This window comes from Bacteroides sp. Phil13 (assembly GCF_001940965.1).
GTDB classification, from domain to species: Bacteria; Bacteroidota; Bacteroidia; order Bacteroidales; family Bacteroidaceae; genus Bacteroides; species Bacteroides intestinalis.
The window spans coordinates 65,229-83,630 of the sequence record NZ_MSHA01000070.1; the positions used below are offsets into that span (position 1 = coordinate 65,229).

General features: G+C 40.2%; 10 protein-coding genes. 1 reads left to right on the top strand and 9 read right to left on the bottom strand.

Annotated elements, in window-relative coordinates:
- Positions 1 to 6: 6 nt before the first annotated feature.
- Positions 7 to 3,240: a SusC/RagA family TonB-linked outer membrane protein gene (locus tag BWI44_RS13060; RefSeq protein ID WP_195209912.1), complete on the bottom strand. Its 3,234-nt coding sequence runs from the start codon at positions 3,238 to 3,240 to the stop codon at positions 7 to 9.
- 305 nt (positions 3,241 to 3,545) lie between these two features.
- Here BWI44_RS13060 and BWI44_RS13065 point away from each other — a divergent pair, with 305 nt between their 5' ends.
- A complete protein-coding gene (locus BWI44_RS13065) occupies positions 3,546 to 5,072 on the top strand; it encodes an alpha-N-arabinofuranosidase (RefSeq protein WP_195209911.1) in 1,527 nt (508 codons plus the stop codon).
- A 117-nt stretch (positions 5,073 to 5,189) separates the two neighbouring features.
- Here BWI44_RS13065 and BWI44_RS13070 read toward each other — a convergent pair whose 3' ends face one another.
- The 8 genes from BWI44_RS13070 to BWI44_RS13105 form a co-directional block, all read right to left on the bottom strand.
- On the bottom strand, positions 5,190 to 6,206 hold the full coding sequence (locus BWI44_RS13070; RefSeq protein WP_195209910.1) for a metallophosphoesterase family protein: 1,017 nt from the start codon (positions 6,204 to 6,206) through the stop codon (positions 5,190 to 5,192).
- A gap of 40 nt (positions 6,207 to 6,246) precedes the next feature.
- On the bottom strand, positions 6,247 to 6,726 hold the full coding sequence (gene ispF / locus BWI44_RS13075) for a 2-C-methyl-D-erythritol 2,4-cyclodiphosphate synthase (RefSeq protein ID WP_044533763.1): 480 nt from the start codon (positions 6,724 to 6,726) through the stop codon (positions 6,247 to 6,249).
- A gap of 243 nt (positions 6,727 to 6,969) precedes the next feature.
- On the bottom strand, positions 6,970 to 8,586 hold the full coding sequence (locus tag BWI44_RS13080; RefSeq protein WP_195209909.1) for a sulfatase family protein: 1,617 nt from the start codon (positions 8,584 to 8,586) through the stop codon (positions 6,970 to 6,972).
- 52 nt (positions 8,587 to 8,638) lie between these two features.
- Entirely contained in the window at positions 8,639 to 10,492 is a 1,854-nt protein-coding gene (locus BWI44_RS13085) for a RagB/SusD family nutrient uptake outer membrane protein (RefSeq protein WP_229036250.1), read from the bottom strand.
- A gap of 35 nt (positions 10,493 to 10,527) precedes the next feature.
- On the bottom strand, positions 10,528 to 13,917 hold the full coding sequence (locus BWI44_RS13090; protein WP_195209907.1) for a SusC/RagA family TonB-linked outer membrane protein: 3,390 nt from the start codon (positions 13,915 to 13,917) through the stop codon (positions 10,528 to 10,530).
- A gap of 134 nt (positions 13,918 to 14,051) precedes the next feature.
- Complete coding sequence (locus tag BWI44_RS13095; RefSeq protein ID WP_195209906.1) at positions 14,052 to 15,059, bottom strand: FecR family protein; 1,008 nt, start codon at positions 15,057 to 15,059, stop codon at positions 14,052 to 14,054.
- A 74-nt stretch (positions 15,060 to 15,133) separates the two neighbouring features.
- The gene (locus BWI44_RS13100; protein WP_118217011.1) at positions 15,134 to 15,754 is read right to left on the bottom strand and encodes an RNA polymerase sigma-70 factor; all 621 of its coding nucleotides are present in this window, start codon (positions 15,752 to 15,754) and stop codon (positions 15,134 to 15,136) included.
- Between the two features lie 543 nt (positions 15,755 to 16,297).
- On the bottom strand, positions 16,298 to 18,019 hold the full coding sequence (locus BWI44_RS13105) for a PD-(D/E)XK nuclease domain-containing ATP-binding protein (protein WP_195209905.1): 1,722 nt from the start codon (positions 18,017 to 18,019) through the stop codon (positions 16,298 to 16,300).
- Positions 18,020 to 18,402: the final 383 nt, after the last annotated feature.

Genomic DNA, 18,402 nt, shown 5'->3' on the forward strand with positions numbered 1-18,402 from the left:
CTTCTTTTAAAATTTAACGTTAACACCTAATGTCAATACCTTATGTTGCGGATAGTCCTGACCATTCACTGTTGAAATTTCAGGATCAAAACCATAATCATGCAACGAACTCAGACAGAAAAGATTGGTTCCTTGGAAATATATGCGGCATTGTTCCATACCTACCTTTCTTATCCAGTTTTTGGGTAAAGAATAGCCAACTACAAGATTACGGAGACGCAGGTAATTAACTTCTCTCGTATAGAAACTGTTCCACCAACGTCCCGAATGACTTTCCTGTCCACGCAAGGCCGGGAATTTCCCTGGAATCCAAGGAGACTTCGGATCAAAAATATCTTCATGCCTCCATACGTCAATATTGTTATAGTAATATCCATTCACGCTGCGCGTTACACCCCACTTCAAATCCCAGTCAGCAACAAATGTATTTTTAAAACCACCGGCAAAGTCAGCAGCCACATCAACCCCCTTCCATTCAAATCCTAAATTAATGCCCATTGAAATCAACGGATTCTTATTGGATGTACTTGAATCCCAGGGCCAGTCAGCCGATGCATAGGCTTGAGGACGTTCGTCAAAATCATTGATAATTCCATCACCATTGACGTCACGAAGTATTACGTCACCTGGACGAACAGTAGCATTGTTTTGACCGTCCTGATCAACCGGATAACTATCAATCTGTTCCTGTGTTTCAAAACGACCGATTACTTCCCACATCCATACACCTCCGGCATTACCCTGATCTGTATTGAGCACTACATTGGACCAGCGATTGGATTGTGCCCAACGATATTTATCCCATGCATTACCGAATATTTCTCCATGGCGTTTACCATTTTTCTGTCGGGCAAATGTTATATTAGCCCCAACACTATACTTTAAATCTCCAACTTTATCATTCCATTTCACAAATGCATCGAATCCTACCGTCATATCAGAATTCATATTCTCAGGCAAAGCACTCAAACCTGTCTCCAACGGAAACATAATATCACTCGGTGTGCCCGGAATACCATCACGCATACGTTTAAAGAGGTCAAACTCTCCTGTAAGTCGATTATCAAAGAAACCAAAGTCAATACCGACATTCATCAATTTAATTTTCATCCATGAAATGGTGGTTACAGGAATTCCCTTAGGTACCGAGCCTATTACTTTTTTACTTTTCACAGAACTGAACGGGTCATCAGGCATAAGTGACTGACCTTTGTAATAAGTATACCCGGAAAGGTATGCAAAGTCAGGATATAAACCGCCCAGATTATCATCTCCCATCATACCATACGACGCTCTCAACTTCAGGTTCGAGAACCAACTACTTACGGATGAATTCTTAAAAAAGTTCTCTTCCGAAATACGCCATGCCGCACTAACTGAGGGGAAAAAGCCCCATCGGTTGCCTTTCGGGAATTTCCATGAACCATCATAACGGGCCGATAAATCAAGAATATAACGGTTTTCATAATCATAACCTGCACGGAATACCCAGCTAGCTGTAGAAGTTATAGCTTTATTCTCGCTTACCAAGTTGTTATCATTAGTTGAAATAAGATCTATAAACTCATTCTCAACCGGATGTTGCTGTACATTTAGCGAATGATAATCCCGTTTGGTAAACTCAAAACCACCTACACCAGTTACATGATGTTTACCAAACATATTGTCATAGTTTAGCAGAAACTGCCCGGAAAATTCTTTGATAGTCGTATCAAATCTTTCCATCCAAGTTTCATTAGCTGCTGACTTATCATAGGCCACAATATACTCATCCGCAGCCCTGTCATAAGTATACTCTTTCCAACCTTTCTCCAGATTATTCACCTTATTCTGAGAGGTCCAATAGGAGAAAATGCCTTTTCCCGTCAACCCCTTAATGGGTGTTTTCCACTCCATATCCCAATCAATCTGTACCACGGTAGTATTGTTATCTGATTTACCTGCATTATCAATAGTTAGTGCAGCCAGGTTAAGACCAGAAGCACCGGGTACATTATTCAAATAGTTGGGATTATCATTTGCATAAGGACGGTAAATGGGCGGAAGATTAAAAACCGCCTGACGGGCATTTGCATAATCATCACTACCCGGAAGAGCTGGATTAGTACGATTCTCCAAACGTCCGTTCAACCGGAAACCTAACTTCAGTTTTTCACTGATATCAATATTGAAATTAGACTGAATATTAGTACGCTGAAAATTATAGTCCTTGAAAACTGCATCCTGGTCAATATTGCTGATTGATAAATAATAGGTTGTCTTATTTCCACCGCCACTCAGGTTTGCATGTATGTAAGATTGCGGTGCTGCATTACTAACATAGTTATCTCTCCAATCAAATCCACGATAGTCTTCACCGGTTTCAGGATTATAATATCCCGTACGCCATTTTTCCAATTCAGCTCTAGCCACATCCGGAGAAACTGACAGGGTACCCAGATTAGCCTCCTTCATATAATTAGCATATTGCCATTCATACGCATTCAACATTCTGGGATAAGAAGTCCATGATTGCCAACTGTAATTGAAGTCCAAAGTTACAGCAGCCTTTTGATTCTTAGAGCCATTTTTTGTAGTAACCAGTACGACTCCATTGGCCGCTTTTACTCCATAGATGGCAGCAGCCCCGTCTTTCAATATAGAAATGTTCTCAATATCATTTACATCCAGATTGTTGAACTGCGCCTCATCTTTTATAATACCATCTATCACAAAGAGAGGAGTACCCATATTTCTGATCTGAATAGAAGTACCGCTACCCGGCTGTCCCGACTTCTGACGGGTAGTGATACCGGCTATTTTACCAACCAATGCTCCAGAAACAGTCGAAGAAGTAGTACGGGCGATATCTTCTGTACCAATAGTAGTAACTGCCGCAGCAATACTCCCTTTACGTTTAGTCCCATATCCCACCACAACAATCTCATCCAGAATTTCCTGATCTTCTTTCAATATGACAGAAAGAAATGGTTTATTTCCAACTGTAACTTTTACAGTTTTATAGCCTACATAAGAAAACTCCAAAACATCGGAACCAGCAACATTCAACTGAAACATTCCATCAGAGTCAGTAACAGTACCTGCACTCGTACCGGCAACCCGTACTGATACCCCTATTAAAGGTTCATCATTGTCATCGGTAACTTTCCCTTTTACAGTTTTCTCTTGTTGAGTAATAGCAACAGACTTTGTCGTTGCATAGCCTTCTGATACGAAGAAACTTCCAAAGGCTATTAACATGAGAATAAATTTTAACAAGCTAAGCTTGTTATTAAAGAAATCGTTCATCATCTTATTAGTTTTAAAGATTAATAAAACAGGTTCAATAAAAACATTAACGAGGGTTAACAACATCGTAATGCAAAGATATCCCCCTCATTCAAATACAAGTAAAAATAAGCCGTCATTAAGTATCAATAATCTGTTATTTGAGGCGTTTGAATGATTTCTAGTATTTTTTGAATGATTACTTTTGAGTGTTATATGTATGTTTGCAACGGTTAACAACACTCCCGTATTATTATAAATCTATTAATTCAACCATTATGAAAAATTATAATTTATTATTTGCTTCTCTCTTATTTCTATTTCCCAATGATACGATTGCTCAAGAAAGAGCAATTATAAAAATAGACACAGATCGCATAATTGACCAGATTAATCCTCATCTATACGGAAATTTTTCGGAACATCTGGGACAAGGTATATATGGAGGTATTTATGATCCGAAGTCTATTCAAGCAGATGAAGATGGCTTTCGCAAAGATGTCATCGAACAGACAAAAGAGTTAAAAGTTTCCATCTTACGATGGCCCGGAGGGAATTTCGTTTCAGGTTACCATTGGGAAGATGGTATTGGAGAGCGTAGCAAACGCCCTACTCGGATTGACCTGGCTTGGGGAGGTAAAGAAAGTAATATGATAGGAACAGATGAATTCATTCAATTTGCCCGCAAAGCAAAAGTGGAACCTTATTTCTGTATCAATCTGGGAACCGGTTCATTGGATGAAGCACGAAATTGGGTGGAATACTGCAATGTGGAGAAAGGAACATACTACTCAGACCTTCGCTGTAAAAATGGATTTGAAAAACCGCATAAAGTAACGTATTGGGGGTTAGGCAATGAAGTAGACGGTCCGTGGCAAATGGGACACAAATCACCCGAAGATTATTCTAAAATAGCAATAGAAACAGCAAAATTAATGCGCTGGATTGATAAAGACATCAAGCTCATAGCCAGCGGTTCAAGCAATTACGATGCCGACTGGAATAAATGGAACCGGACAATACTGGACGAAATGTATAACTACATCGATTACATCTCTCTTCATCATTATTCGCACAACACTTCAGATTACTACACATATCTGACAAATACTATTGAAGTAGAGAACTACATCCGTATTGTAGAACAACAGATAAAGGAAGCGAAAATGAAGAATCGTTCTTCCAAAGATGTTTTTATAGCTTTCGACGAATGGAATGCATGGACTCGGACATTCGGAGGTACTGACAATACCCTATCGGAAATATATGATTTACAGGACGCTCTTATTGTAGCTCAATACCTCAATATATTCTTACGTACTTGTGACATTGTCAAGATGGCCAATATGGCACAATTAGTAAATGTCATTGCTCCGATGCGTGTTAACAATGATAAATTATGGAAGCAAACCACTTATTACCCACTCTATCTTTTTGCCAATAACTGCCGTGGAAAAGCACTGGACATATACATAAAAAGTCCAGCGTATTCTACTGATAAATATAAAGAAGTTCCTTATCTGGATGTTTCATCCACTTACGAACCTTCACGGAACGAAGTAGTGATCAACGTCGTTAACCGTAATAAAGACAAAGCTATTACAGCTGATATCCTTTCTCAAACCGGCTCTTTCGATAAAAAAGCGACAGCCAATATTGTATCAGGAGCAAACACAAATATTACAAACTCTGTAAACGAACAGAACGTTGATATAAAGAAAGAAGAAATAAAAACTTCCGGTGAGAAAATAACATATTCATTTGCTCCGCGATCATTCACACAGATTATTGTAAAAGTAAAGTAATCCTCTTTCACAAAATGACATCATTCTTTATAAGATTATCATAACATATAAAGGCTGAATCAAACTAGGATTTTTGATTCAGCCTCAACTATTTGAATATATACTTTCCTTGCAGTATTATTCCGTAACCAACGGACGTTTACGCCAGTCGTCTTTCACATAGCTATCGGGATAGACTGTTTTATCTTTTAACTCACCACCTTTCAGGCGTATCCAGGAAGTAAAGGTGCGTTCGCCCTCCTTCAATACAATCACACGGGCACCGTTTGAAAGGTGATTATACTCCGTATTACCGCCAGTGAAGCGTCCATAGGCCAGTACGATGCCTTTCCACATGACCGAATAATCATTATCATGGTCATGACCGACAAAAGTACCCATCACATCGCCCGCCTCTTTCATGGCAGCAAACATACCGGTATTAATAGCAGGGGCACAAGCTTTTTCCATACGCGTACCATAGAGAATAGCATTCTCATCGGAAGCCGCTTCATTATATTCGGGCAAGGGGATGTGGAAAAATGCCAAAGCAGGCAAAGGTTTCCCATCATTCTTAGCGGTAAAGGCAGCACTTTGCTGACGATACCAGTTTACCTGATCGAACGTGAGCCAGTCGTACCCTTTCACATCGGGCAACTTGGAATACGAATGAGAGTCGAGGCAATAGAGCACAGAAGCATCTTTCTTGCCATCCGAAGATTTCACGGTGAGGACGTAATCGGGAGACTCAACGCTACCGCGGTCGGGCTGGATATTGTAAGGCATGGAACGGATAATATCGTATAATTCGGCACGCGTTTTGCCTTGTTCGTTGTCATGGTTACCGAAAGTCACGACAAAAGGTATCTTACGGGAGGAAGCACAATCAAGTACGGCTCGCATGGCTGTATCAGCAGGCGGTGCATAAACTACATCTCCGGTAAAAACAATCAAATCGGGACGTTCGGCATCCAGCACTTCGTTGATACGCTTCAAGGCAATGGCTGAAGCTGGATTGTGATACTGAAAATGGATGTCGGTAAACTGGACGATTTTAAACTCTCCGTTCTTGTTAAACTTTAAAGGGGTAACCTGTGCCTGGCAGAACAGAACTGTCAGAAAAGCCAGACTAAGGGTTAAAGAGATTCTCCTCATGTTAGTGATTAGTTTTAGGTAGTTATCAGGTCAGAATCAATTATACTTTGGTAATCAGGACTGTTGCATAAGCAGAGATACCTTCTTCGCGACCGGTAAAGCCAAGCTTTTCCGTAGTAGTAGCTTTGATGGAGATGTCGTCTTCATCTATCCCCATTACTTTGGCAAGCGTCTGCTGCATGGCGGGAATATGGGATTTCAGTTTGGGGCGTTCCGCACAGATGGTTGCATCAATGTTGCCCACGGAATAGCCTTTGGTTGCAATCAGTTCTACGGTTTTCTTCAGTAATATTTTGCTGTCTATGTCCTTGAACTCTCCTGCGGTATCGGGAAAATGATAACCGATATCACGCATATTGGCGGCTCCCAGCAAGGCATCACAAATGGTATGGATCAGCACGTCGGCATCCGAATGTCCGAGTAATCCTTTCTCATGTTCCAGGCGGATACCGCCTAACCAAAGTTCACGCCCTACCACCAACTGATGTACATCGAAGCCAAAGCCTACACGTATTTTCATATCGTTCTTCTTTAATTTTATTGGATGAATGCACGAAAGTACGGAAAAAAAGCAAGTGGGGAATAAAGACAGAACGCAAATTACACAAATTACGCAATTTTTCGTCTTATATAAGGCAACCGACATAGACCTAAAAAAGTGTTGGATTAAAATTCCCAAAGAAGATCTGTTAAAAACACATCCTCTTTGGGAAAATAAAGAAATGAGGGGTATCAAAACGAGGACATCCCTCCAGCAATCAAATCATTCTGCCCAGTCCGGTTTAGGAAATTCCCTTATCGGACTGTACCGGATGTAGGATTCAAATATTTCTTTGTCAGGTCCCACTATACGGGGATCTTCCGATCGTTTCAGCTCCTTCAATAAAGCTTGTTTCAGTTCTTTTTCAATTTCAGCATAATCCTTCTTACCAATCAGGTTATCGAGGCAGAACGGATCATTGCCAATATGATACAACTCAAACTCAGGACGTTTATTAAATGCCAGATCGAAATAAGGACGAATAACGGGGTCCTTATAATTCTCTATCATAAACGTCTTAGAAGGTGCATCATCCACATCAGTAAATGCCCAATCGGGATGGAAGGTGCCATCTTCACCGATTCCGTACATGGGGCATAGTTCGCCCGTTTTCTTATTTAGCATCTGAGGAGCTCCGGCAGGCCAACGTTCCGGTCTAAGGTTCCAGATTAATAGATAATCCTGGTTGCGGACAGCACGCTGCGGATATCCTAAATTCTGCCAACGGGAAGAAGAATGCCTCTCACGGCCCATATACACATACTTTTTCGACTGATCTACTATTCCTTCTTTTTTCGATTTAAGTATATTCATAAAGCTCCGCCCTGAGATAGGAAGCATTCCATCCGGTTTCACTCCCGCCATTTCCAAAATGGTAGGGGCAATATCCACAAAGCTGATCGGATCATCTACCCGACGTTTTCCCGGAAAACCTTTCGGATAACTAACTGCGAAAGGAACATGTACCCCATATTCAAAACAATTGGCTTTTGCCCGGGGAAAAGGCATGCCATTATCTGCCGTTACTATAACAATTGTATTATTGAGTTCACCTATTGAATCCAGATATTCCAGCATTTTAGACAAATGCGAATCAGCCCATTCTATTTCTACGGCATAGTCCAGCATATCCCCTCTCACTTCTTCCGAATCGGGAAGAAAACCGGGGACATCTACCTGGGCGAGACTTTTTCCATTGCGTTTCCATGAACCTTTTTCATAGACGCGATGAGGCTCGGTAGCTCCATACCAAAAATAAAAAGGCTGTCCGTCTTTACGTTGCTGCATGAAGGAACGGAAATTCTTATAATAGTCTGTCAATCCAATTCCTTTGGCCGTACGCAAATCCGAAGAAGTGTTTTTTTCATATTTATGTTTATTAAATGGATGTCCGGCAGCGTTTCCTTTTCTCCATAATGTATCCTGATCATTCCGTGCATATTGGAAAGGGTCTACACCTTTTCCTGTGAAACCGGTGTAATATCCGCTTGCTTCCAGAAGGTCGACAAACGGAACATGCTCTTTCATCCAGGAAGAAGCATGCTGCCCGGATTGCTTGTTTTGCCAGTGATGGCGCCCTGTTACCAAACTACTTCTGGAAGGTGCACTCCCCGGAGAGCCGCCATAACAATTTGTGAAGTAGATTCCATTAGAAGCCACTCTGTCGAATCCCGGTGTATTTACAAACCGGCTACCGGCAAAACTGGTATGTGCATAACTTTGGTCATCGTTTATCACGAATAAGATATTCGGACGCTTGGCAGGTTCTTCTTTTCCTTTAGCTCCAGCAAGTACCCCCGAACTTAATGAAAGTAGCACAGCTCCAGTTATATATCTCATGGGATCGTTATTTAAAAACATATTATTTTTGATTTAATTCTTCTATTCTTTATTAATCACCCTCGTATACCAAAGGAGGAATGTTCTTTTCCGTACCAGGGTACCCTTTATTCTGATTGATGATTCCCCCGGAGTTCGCATTGATTGCATACGAAGGAATAGGCCAGAATATATGGAAAGGTGAACAAGTGAAATAGTTTCCGTATGGAGTCTGTACACCTTTATTATAAAAATCGCTAATCTCTACTACCCTATCATACCAGAAGTTATCTTCTGTCAGCCTATCCAGGGTATATGTCTTTCCATTGTAGCAAGGAATTCCTGTCCGGGCATAAATGATAGCTATTCGCGTTAATTCTACTTTACGCGGCTCCTCATAATACAGTTCTCTTGCCCTTTCATCCAATACGGCACCTATCTTTTGCTTTTCAACATCTGCAGCAGAATACATATATTGCGCATTGGCTCTTTTCCGTATGGTATTTATGTCTTCGGCAGCTTTCTGCCACTCTCCTTTCCAGACATAAGCCTCCGCCCTAAGCAAATAGGTTTCAGCTAAACGGAAAATATAGAAGTCGCCCGGACCTCCCTTGGGTTGTACACGGTCAGGATCAGGATACCATGTTTTATAATTTGGCCAACCATACCAGCATCGGATGGTATCCTTACATAAAATAGTACCTTGATCACTATATAGTTGGAGATGCTTCCCATACCATTCGTTTCCGCTTTTTTTCAATGCAGGATTGTTATAAACCAGCATTTCCATAGTCATCCAGTTTTCATTATCTGTCCGATGCCTATAATCAGAAAAGTCTTCTACGTGATCAATGGTCCATACTCCCTTTTGTGCATACCAAGTAGGACGAATACGACTGATTCCTCTACCATATTTTTCAACAATACCTATTTCATTCTTAGCTGCATCCGACATACCGTTTGCTCCATTGGGAGTTTTAATGACTCCAGTCAGTCCGTAATAAGGAAGTGCATTATACATGACCTGAGTACCACTAGTATTTCCTTCCATGCCATATCTGTCGATAGTCAATAATAATCCTTCAGTATTTTCAGGCAGACTTTTATTTTCAATACGGAACATATCCCATATCACATCTTTATCGGCAGCACTTTTATTTGATCCGAAACGTTCAGTACAGAGTTTATGAACTCCCCCATTTATAATTTCGGTTGTGATTCGGATAGCATCATCAAATCTCCCTTCAAGTAGATAGTATTTAGCAAGCAAATGCTTACAGGCAGCTTTGGTAACCTGTCCACCTTTTACTTTATTAGCTTCAGGAACATGTTGTGCAGCAAACTCCAAATCCTTTATCATTTTCAACCAAATGGACTCTTTTGTGGTAGTATAATAATCAACCTTGGGTTCGGTAAGTTCGTCCAAGACCAAAGGTACATCTCCATACTGCAAAGTTTTCATATAGTAGCGATAAGCTCTTATAAAATAAGCTCCACCTAATAGCGCATTCTTTGATTCTTCCGATTTGAATGTAGCTTCATTAATTCTGTTTATAATTGTATTGCAGTTCTTTATATTAATAAAGGAATTATCCCAGTACCATCCAATTCTAGTGTATGCCAAATGATTATTTTGTCCATCAGGAAGCATCTGATTGTTCAAATCTTGCCATGGGGTCGCCTTATCGGTTGTACCGTCTACAGCTATATCCGAATATTTCATATTTGTACAGAACGGCGCTTGATCGGCACAGAATTCTCCTCTGAAAGTCGTCATTGCTTTATCCAATACTGCTTGTAATCCAGCCTCATCAATCAATGCATTTTCAGGAGCATAAAAAGAGAGTGGCTTAGGATCAAGGAAATCTGATCCGCATGAACTAAACAGGCAGACAGTAAATGACAATATCGCTGTTTTATATTTCATAATGGTTTTCATATCTATATAATTTGGTTTAGAATTTAAAGGGTCATATTTAATCCAAAAGTAAATATTCTCTGTGAACGCATCCCATCTTCGGGGTCACCGAATTTCCAGTCTTTTGCCCACATAGCTGCATTCTTTACATTCAATGTAAGTTTAAGATTGGATATAGGAGTCTTTTTCAAAAATTTGGCAGGAACCTTATAACCTAAAGCTATATTTTCCAAGCGTATATAAGACTTATCGAACCATACCGAATAATTAACTCCTTTTGCAGGAGCGGAACGCAATCTGGCAAAATCATCCAATTGATTCTCAGGAGTCCAATAAGGAATATCTCTGGAGTTACAGCGGTCTTCAATATGATCTGCATGTTTTGCCAAATTATAACTCCCCTTATGCCCCCAGAGAGAATACAGAACAAAAGAGAATTCAAAGTCATTAAACAGCGTAAAAGTATTGCTCAATGTCCACGAAAACCGTGGGGTTTTATATCCCAGAAATTGCTTGTCTTCATCTGTCAACAACCCATCATCATTTACGTCTTCCAGCCTGAAATCACCAGGTGCCTGGTTCCATTTGGCAGCCTCTTCTTCTTGTCCGATCTTCCAGGTTCCCAGAATCTTATAGTCCCATATCACATCTTTTGCCTGACCGATAAACCAGTTATTGGTCTTGTCATCCGGTTCTTTTTGCCCTACAAAGTTACCATCTTTATCAAAAACATCATACTTTTCACCGGTTATAGTAATAATCTTATTCCGGTTTAATGAGAAGATCAGATTGGATGTCCATTCAAAATTATGTTGTTTCATATTGGTACTGCTCAGAGAAAGTTCGAATCCCTTGTTTCTGATTTCTCCCAGATTGGCGTACACTCTTTTATATCCGGTGATGGTAGGAAGTTCTCTGTTTACCAATACATCCGTAGTCGACATATAATAGGTTTCTACGGTTCCGTTTAAACGGCCATTAAATAGTCTGAAGTCCAAAGCCAGGTTATAAGCCTCTGTCTTTTCCCATTTAAGCTTTTTGTTTCCCATTGTATTTATTTCCAGAGTAGGGATTGTAATCGGATTTCCGTTTAAATCGGTATTCAATGATTTTTCAGCAAGCATTTTAGACAGAGCTGCATAATTTGTAATGTCCCTGTTTCCATTTATTCCCCAAGATGCTCTTAACTTCAGATAATCAACAAACTTCATTTTAAAAAACTTTTCTTCTGAAATCACCCATCCCAAAGCAGCGGCCGGGAAGGTAGCATAAGGATTGGAATATCCGAACAAAGACGATCCATCCTTTCGTACCGATAAAGTCAATAAATACTTGTTCATGAAACCATAGTTGAGTCTGGCCATCAGAGCATTCGATGTTCTGACCTCATCATTACTCGAAAGTTCCGGCAAATTACCTATAGCCATATCATGATACCCGAGTATATCGTTCGGAGTAAAGTTCTGGTTACTCATTTTCTCCGTATCATTACGGAATTTTTCTGCATTTGCCAGTAAGGTGACATCTACCTTATGTCTTTGCGCAAAAGTCTTATTCCAGTTTATAATGTTATCGACTTGCCACTCTCTTCTCAAAGAATTCTCACGCGAAGCACGTCCTCCGAACAACTTCCATTCCGGGTGTTCAGAAGAATCATGTATGTTGTTATGATAGAAGACGAACCGGGTGGTATAATTCACCGTATAAGTAATTCCAAATGGCAAATCCAGAGTGGCATAGATTTTAGGGAAAAAGGTAAAATATTCCTGCTCCCTCGACCTGTATGTAGAGTTTAATAAAGGATGTTTTGCTTGATTATCATCATTAGGATACAATTTCAATGTTTCTTCATCACTTTCATAAAAGGAACTGTAAGGAGTGAGTTTGGTATACTGATCCACATCTGCGGGAACAGAGCTTTCGTCACGATAAGAAAATTGGGCATTCAGACCTACTTTCAAAAAGCGGGCAGGTTTCCCCTCTATATTCACCCTCGAACGTATGGTAGAAAATTCATCTCCCTTTACTAATGACTCATTCGACATATACCCCAATGACCAGTAATAAGAAAAATCTTCTTTTTTCCCGGAAAGACTTATGTTATAATCCTGCCTCGGACCATTATGAAAAATATAGTCTTCCCAATCAATACTTCTTCCCGCTTTGTAATTCTCTATCTCCAATCCGGTCAGTCGCAGTCCCGACAACCAGGCATCTACCAGATTATCCGGTGTGGTACTATGGTAGGCCATCCATTGATCCAAATATTGAGAATCTATCGTACGCGGATCATCAAAAGGGCTCCAAGGAGTCTGTGGTACAGTTGCACTATAAACTGACTTAAACATATCAGAACGCCACTTAATAAATCCATCTTTATCATACGGCTTTACCCTGTTCGCTGTAGTAGCTATACCGATACTTCCATTAAAGTTGACAACAGGTTTTTGAGAGTTTCCTTTCTTGGTTGTAATAGCTACCACTCCATTGGTGGCTCTCGAACCATAAACCGCAGCAGAGCTTGCATCTTTCATAATATCCAGCTTCTCAATATCATTCGGGTTTATATCTGAAATATCACCGTTATAAATCACTCCATCGACAATAATCAGAGGGCTCGATCCGGCAGTCAACGTATTGTCACCACGAATCATCATATCACTATTTCCCTTCGCAGAAACAGAGTATCCCACACTCATACCCGGAATACTGTTGCGCAATAAATCGCCAACACTGGATGGAGTATAGTTTTGCATACTTTCCGCTTTCACCTGAGAAATAGATCCGGTTAGGTCACTTTTCTTTGCCACTCCATAACCCACAACAACTACTTCATCCAGAATTTGTGAATCTTCCTGCAAAGTGACTGTTATATTCTGATTATTTTTTACAGGAATCTCTTGGGTAAGGTATCCGATATAAGAAATTTGTAGAACTGCATTTTCCGCAACATTCAGGGAAAAGTCTCCATCTACACTGGTGATTGTACCATTTGATGTTCCTTTTTCCATGATATTACATCCAATGACCGGCTCTCCGGTATTATCCTTAATGATACCCGTAATCCGTTTACCTGTTTGCTGAGCGGCCTTAGTCTTTTCATCTGCTTTAAAAATAACGATGTGCTTATCCTCTATTATATATCCCAAATCCTCCCCTTTAAAAAGAGTATCCAAAATTTGGGTAATGCTGCCATTCTTAATATCAAGGGATACTTTTTTCTTCAGGTTGATTTCCTCATTGCGATACCATAAAGAATATTCTCCCTTTTGCTTGATCTGCGCCAAGGCTTCTTCCAATGTTACATTTGTTAAGTGGAGAGATAAGTTCTTTACCTGTGAATGAGCTATTTCCGTAGATGCCAAAAAGAATATAATTACAAGAAATAGATAATAAATACGACGAGGGTGTTTATTTTTTAAATTTAAATCCATATTTTTGTATTGATTTTAGGTTTGTAAATCCATGAACAATTACAGACTCTAGTCTTAACTGAAGCGAAAAATGTTAGCGCATTTTTCGCTTTTTCCATACTATATTATTTCATCATAGGCATTCTTTTTTAGGGTTAATAAATTCTTTTCCGAGCTCTTTTATTTTCATCTATATAGATCATATATTCTTCAATCCTGTATTTTAAACGTTTATCTGCAGTTATCACACGCAATATTTGCTCCAGATTCTCACCCCGCAGGAAGTCTCCGGTCAGAATAATATCCTCAATATTAGAAGAGGTTATGCAAATATTTACATTGAAAATACGTTCAAGCTGTTTGACTATTTCTTTCAAAGGAAGTGCCCTGAAATAATAGATCCCGTTTCTCCACGATGTATAATGGGCAATATCCACTGTACGTGTAGTCAAAGAATGATTGTGCTTATCATAATATGCTTGTTCGCCAGGAGACAGGAAGATTCTTCTTTTCTTGTCTTCACTCTGCACCTCGACTTTTCCTTCGGATAAAGAAACCTCAATCCAATCATCTTCTTCGTATGCTTTTACATTGAATTGTGTACCCAATACTTCAACGTTAATCTGATTAGCCTTCACTATAAAAGGATGCTCGGCATCATGAGCCACCTCAAAGAAAGCTTCTCCATTTATTTCGACTTCCCTGTTCTTTGAGACAAAAGCATTGGGATAAGTAATTGTAGTTCCGGCATTCAAAATGACTTTACTCCCATCGGGCAAAGTGATTGTTGATAACATACCGAATGGATTAGACATCTCTATTGGTTGACTGTTGACTTGATTGAAACCTTCTTTATATGAAAAATAGCCGGTCATTCCCAATAGAATTGCAATAGAAGCGGCCACAGTGCTGATCTTTAGAAGACGCCTGATGTATCGGCTCCTGTTTATTCGTTTATGAACTTCTTGCAAGATATAGGATTTCATTTCTTCTTCTTTCTTTTCGATTTCAGAAGAAAGTTTCATTTCACGAATCAACTGGCGGAAACTACGATTATCATCATTAGAATGACTCCAGTCTTCTAATATCGCTTTTTCACGATCACTGATGTCATGAATTAATTCATTTCGTAGAATATCAATAGGGTTGTTTTCCTCGCTCATAATTAATTGTTTCTAAACTGAGGAGTAAGCTTGATGGGATTTCATTTAAAAGAGATCCCGTATTTTTAAATTCTTTAACTAATGGAAGAGAAAAAGAAAGACCATAATAGAGAAAGAGTCAAGTCCGGATAATAGGGTTTTATTTGCTTGATAATCTTTTCTATAGCAATTTTCATTTGTACGCGCACCGTATTTTCCGAGATGCAAAGTCTCTCTGCTATTTCTTTGGGTTTTAATTGCTCCTGACGAGCCATAAGAAATATCAAACGGCATTTCTCAGGCAATTCGCCAATAATCTTTCCCAAGAGCTGCTCCATTTCTTTATAAGAGATCTTATCGTAAGGAGATTCTTCTTCTGTGATTTCCAATTGGACAGGTAATTCATCCAATGAGACACGGTTTTGCCTGCCATTTTTCTTATTGTAACGGGTAACCTCGTTTCTTACGGATATAAATAAATAAGCTTCCAGATTTTCTATATCCTTTAGTCTTTTACGCGATTGCCATACAGCAAAGAAAACATCAGCAACTACTTCCCGACAAGATTCTGTATCTTTCAGAAAATAGTAAGTATAGCGAAATACCTGGTCATAATACATCTCATAGAACATATTGAATGCCAATGTATTTTCCTCTTGAATCATTGTTAAGAGGCTATGGATATCTTCTGTGTCTTTCACCGATTCTAAAATCATTTTTTTTCATTTCATACTATTCCATACAACTATTCAGGAATCAATGACTGAATCTGAGAGACAAAGATATAACTGTTTATCTTTGCCTCCAAATTTAATTTATGTGAATTCAATCGTCTGTGGATAGTATTCACTGAAAAAGACAGCAAATTCAGTGCTCTGTAATTCGATTATTTTATATATTTGTGCAGTCGTAAACACGACTATGATTTTACATATTAAAGAAAAAGCGTTTAGCTGATTCTTGTGCCAGAGAAAAGTCGAAATTATCTATACGCACATAGAACAGACTACACGCCTTACCGTTTATGCGGTAGGCGTTTCCTATTTGTGCGTAAGGGCTTCGACTCCCTCTCTGGCGGATAGGCAAATGCTTACCGTTTTTTTTATGCTTATCAGACAACATTGGACGGGAGCAGTAAAAAACTCTTTTAACCTCAAAGGCAAGTCAAATCGGGTAGATGTGAATACCGGACGGCTGAGAAGCCGAAAACGTAACATAAATATGTTACTACTTGCCTTTGACAAAAGGAGGATAAGAAGTCAGACCTCCTCCATCCGTACCAACTCCCAACCGGAAAACTGCATCACGATGCAATGCAGCGTTGTCCCTTGGCACATCAACTGCACCTTAGCCCCCTGGGCATAGCGATGTATCTGCGTTATTGCATCCTCCCACTGGGCTTCACCTTTGACATCATAGTCCTTGGCAGAAAGATATTTCAACTCCAGAATGTAGCTGTGCTTCACTTCGGGATAACGTTGCAGGTCCGGCATCAGGAACATATCACAAAAGCCGTGGTTCAATTCCACTTCGGGGGCAGTAAGATAATAAGCATTTATACTAAGGTAGGCTTGGAAGAAACCCTGAATGTTACGCTCACCTTCAATCAAGCTACGCACGGAAGAATTTTCCTTGTAGTCATGGGCCATCTTCTCTAAGGCAGGGCGCCAATCGCCATCAAAGGCCATGTTATAGAAACTGCCAATCAGGTCGGTCAGATCGATGCGTTCTTTGCCTTGATACTGTTCCAACATATAATCGTAATACTGCTTACGCACGTTGTTGTTGGGGATTCCCAAGATGAGTTGCACCCCCCGAGTACCAATAATAGTTAACATACCGTAGTAGAACAACAGACTGGGAAACAGTGCTGGATTAACCAAGTCTTTGGCAGGGAAAGATAAAACCAAGTCCGCTACAATCTGCCCATCCTCTGCAATACGACGGATAACACCCTTGCGATCCCCATCCAGATGGTCGAGATTAAGCAATTTCTTCATCTTACTGTAATCCGTGCGGGTATTAGGATCAATCATCTGTTTGGGAGAGTATCCCAAGTCTATTTTCTGCCTCAGATAATAAAGCACCATGTCGCAGTTGAACATCTTCGGATCACGGTTCAGGCTCTCTTCGGAGAAACAATAATTATCATACCACGGCTTTATCTCAGCTATCATTTCGTCAATGTCGCCCTTTAGTCGTTCACAATCTTTGTAATATTGGAACATCTGGCGTACATCCGTCTCGGAGAATCCCAGCATGGTATTGAATTGCTGCAGGGTGCTGATGTTCCAGCCAATATTGAACCCACTGGTCAGATCATCCAGCGTGACGGGACTAACTCCCATCATAAGGATACGGTCGAAAGTTCCCTTGAATTTTTTGAAGGCGTTACGGTAAAAGCCGTCGGCATGGGTGAGGTTATGATAAATGTTTTCGCCATGCTCGTTCAGCACCACATTGGTGAAATTATCGTATTCATCGACAATGAGGTAAAGCGAATAACTGCGCAAGCCGGCTTCTCCCAATATCACTTGCAGCTTGGCCTCGAAAGTGGGGGCAGCCTCAAACTGCGTCCGGATATGATCGGAATAGAAGTCGTAGTATTTATTCATAAAGATGTTTAGCTCTCCGGTACAATAAATCTGGAAGTTTTCTTCCAATTGCTCCCGGCTTCCGCCCACCCGCGAAAAGTCAAACGACATAATCTGAAAGGTACCCCGCAACCGGGTAGGATGACTACCTATCCAGAGGTTGCCGAAAAGACGTTCGAATTCATCTTTCCGGGCAATGTCGTAATATGCGCTCATCATGCTCAGGAAGATGCTCTTGCCAAAACGACGGGGACGGATAAGGAACAAATAACTGGGCTGGTCTTCCAACAAAGGCAGATACATCGTCTTATCCACATAATACTGATTCTGTTCTATAACATCCACAAAGTTGGATACACCGTAAGGTATTCGCTTAACATCTTCCATATACAATCTGGTTTGCAGTAAATTCAACAACATTACAAAGATAGGAAAAGTTTCCGGTAATCGAGGAACGGGTATGCCGGATTTTATGCGGTAGTATAAAAGAAGATTTTCCACACTGTTGAACACAATCCAACTCCTGATCCGCATTAATAATATAAGTTTCACAGGTTAAGCCGCCGCATCGCCACTTTTATCTCTTTTCGCTGCGACGGTTAAGGAAAATCGTAGTAGATACTTATTCTTTCCACCATGGAGTTTCTTTCTTTCCATCACGGGGAATGTTTCTTTCCACCATGGCGGAAAGAAAGAAACTCCATGGTAGAAAGAATAAGCGTTCGGATGGAAAAGGCTAACCGTTGGAAGGGAAAAAGCATAGGAATGCC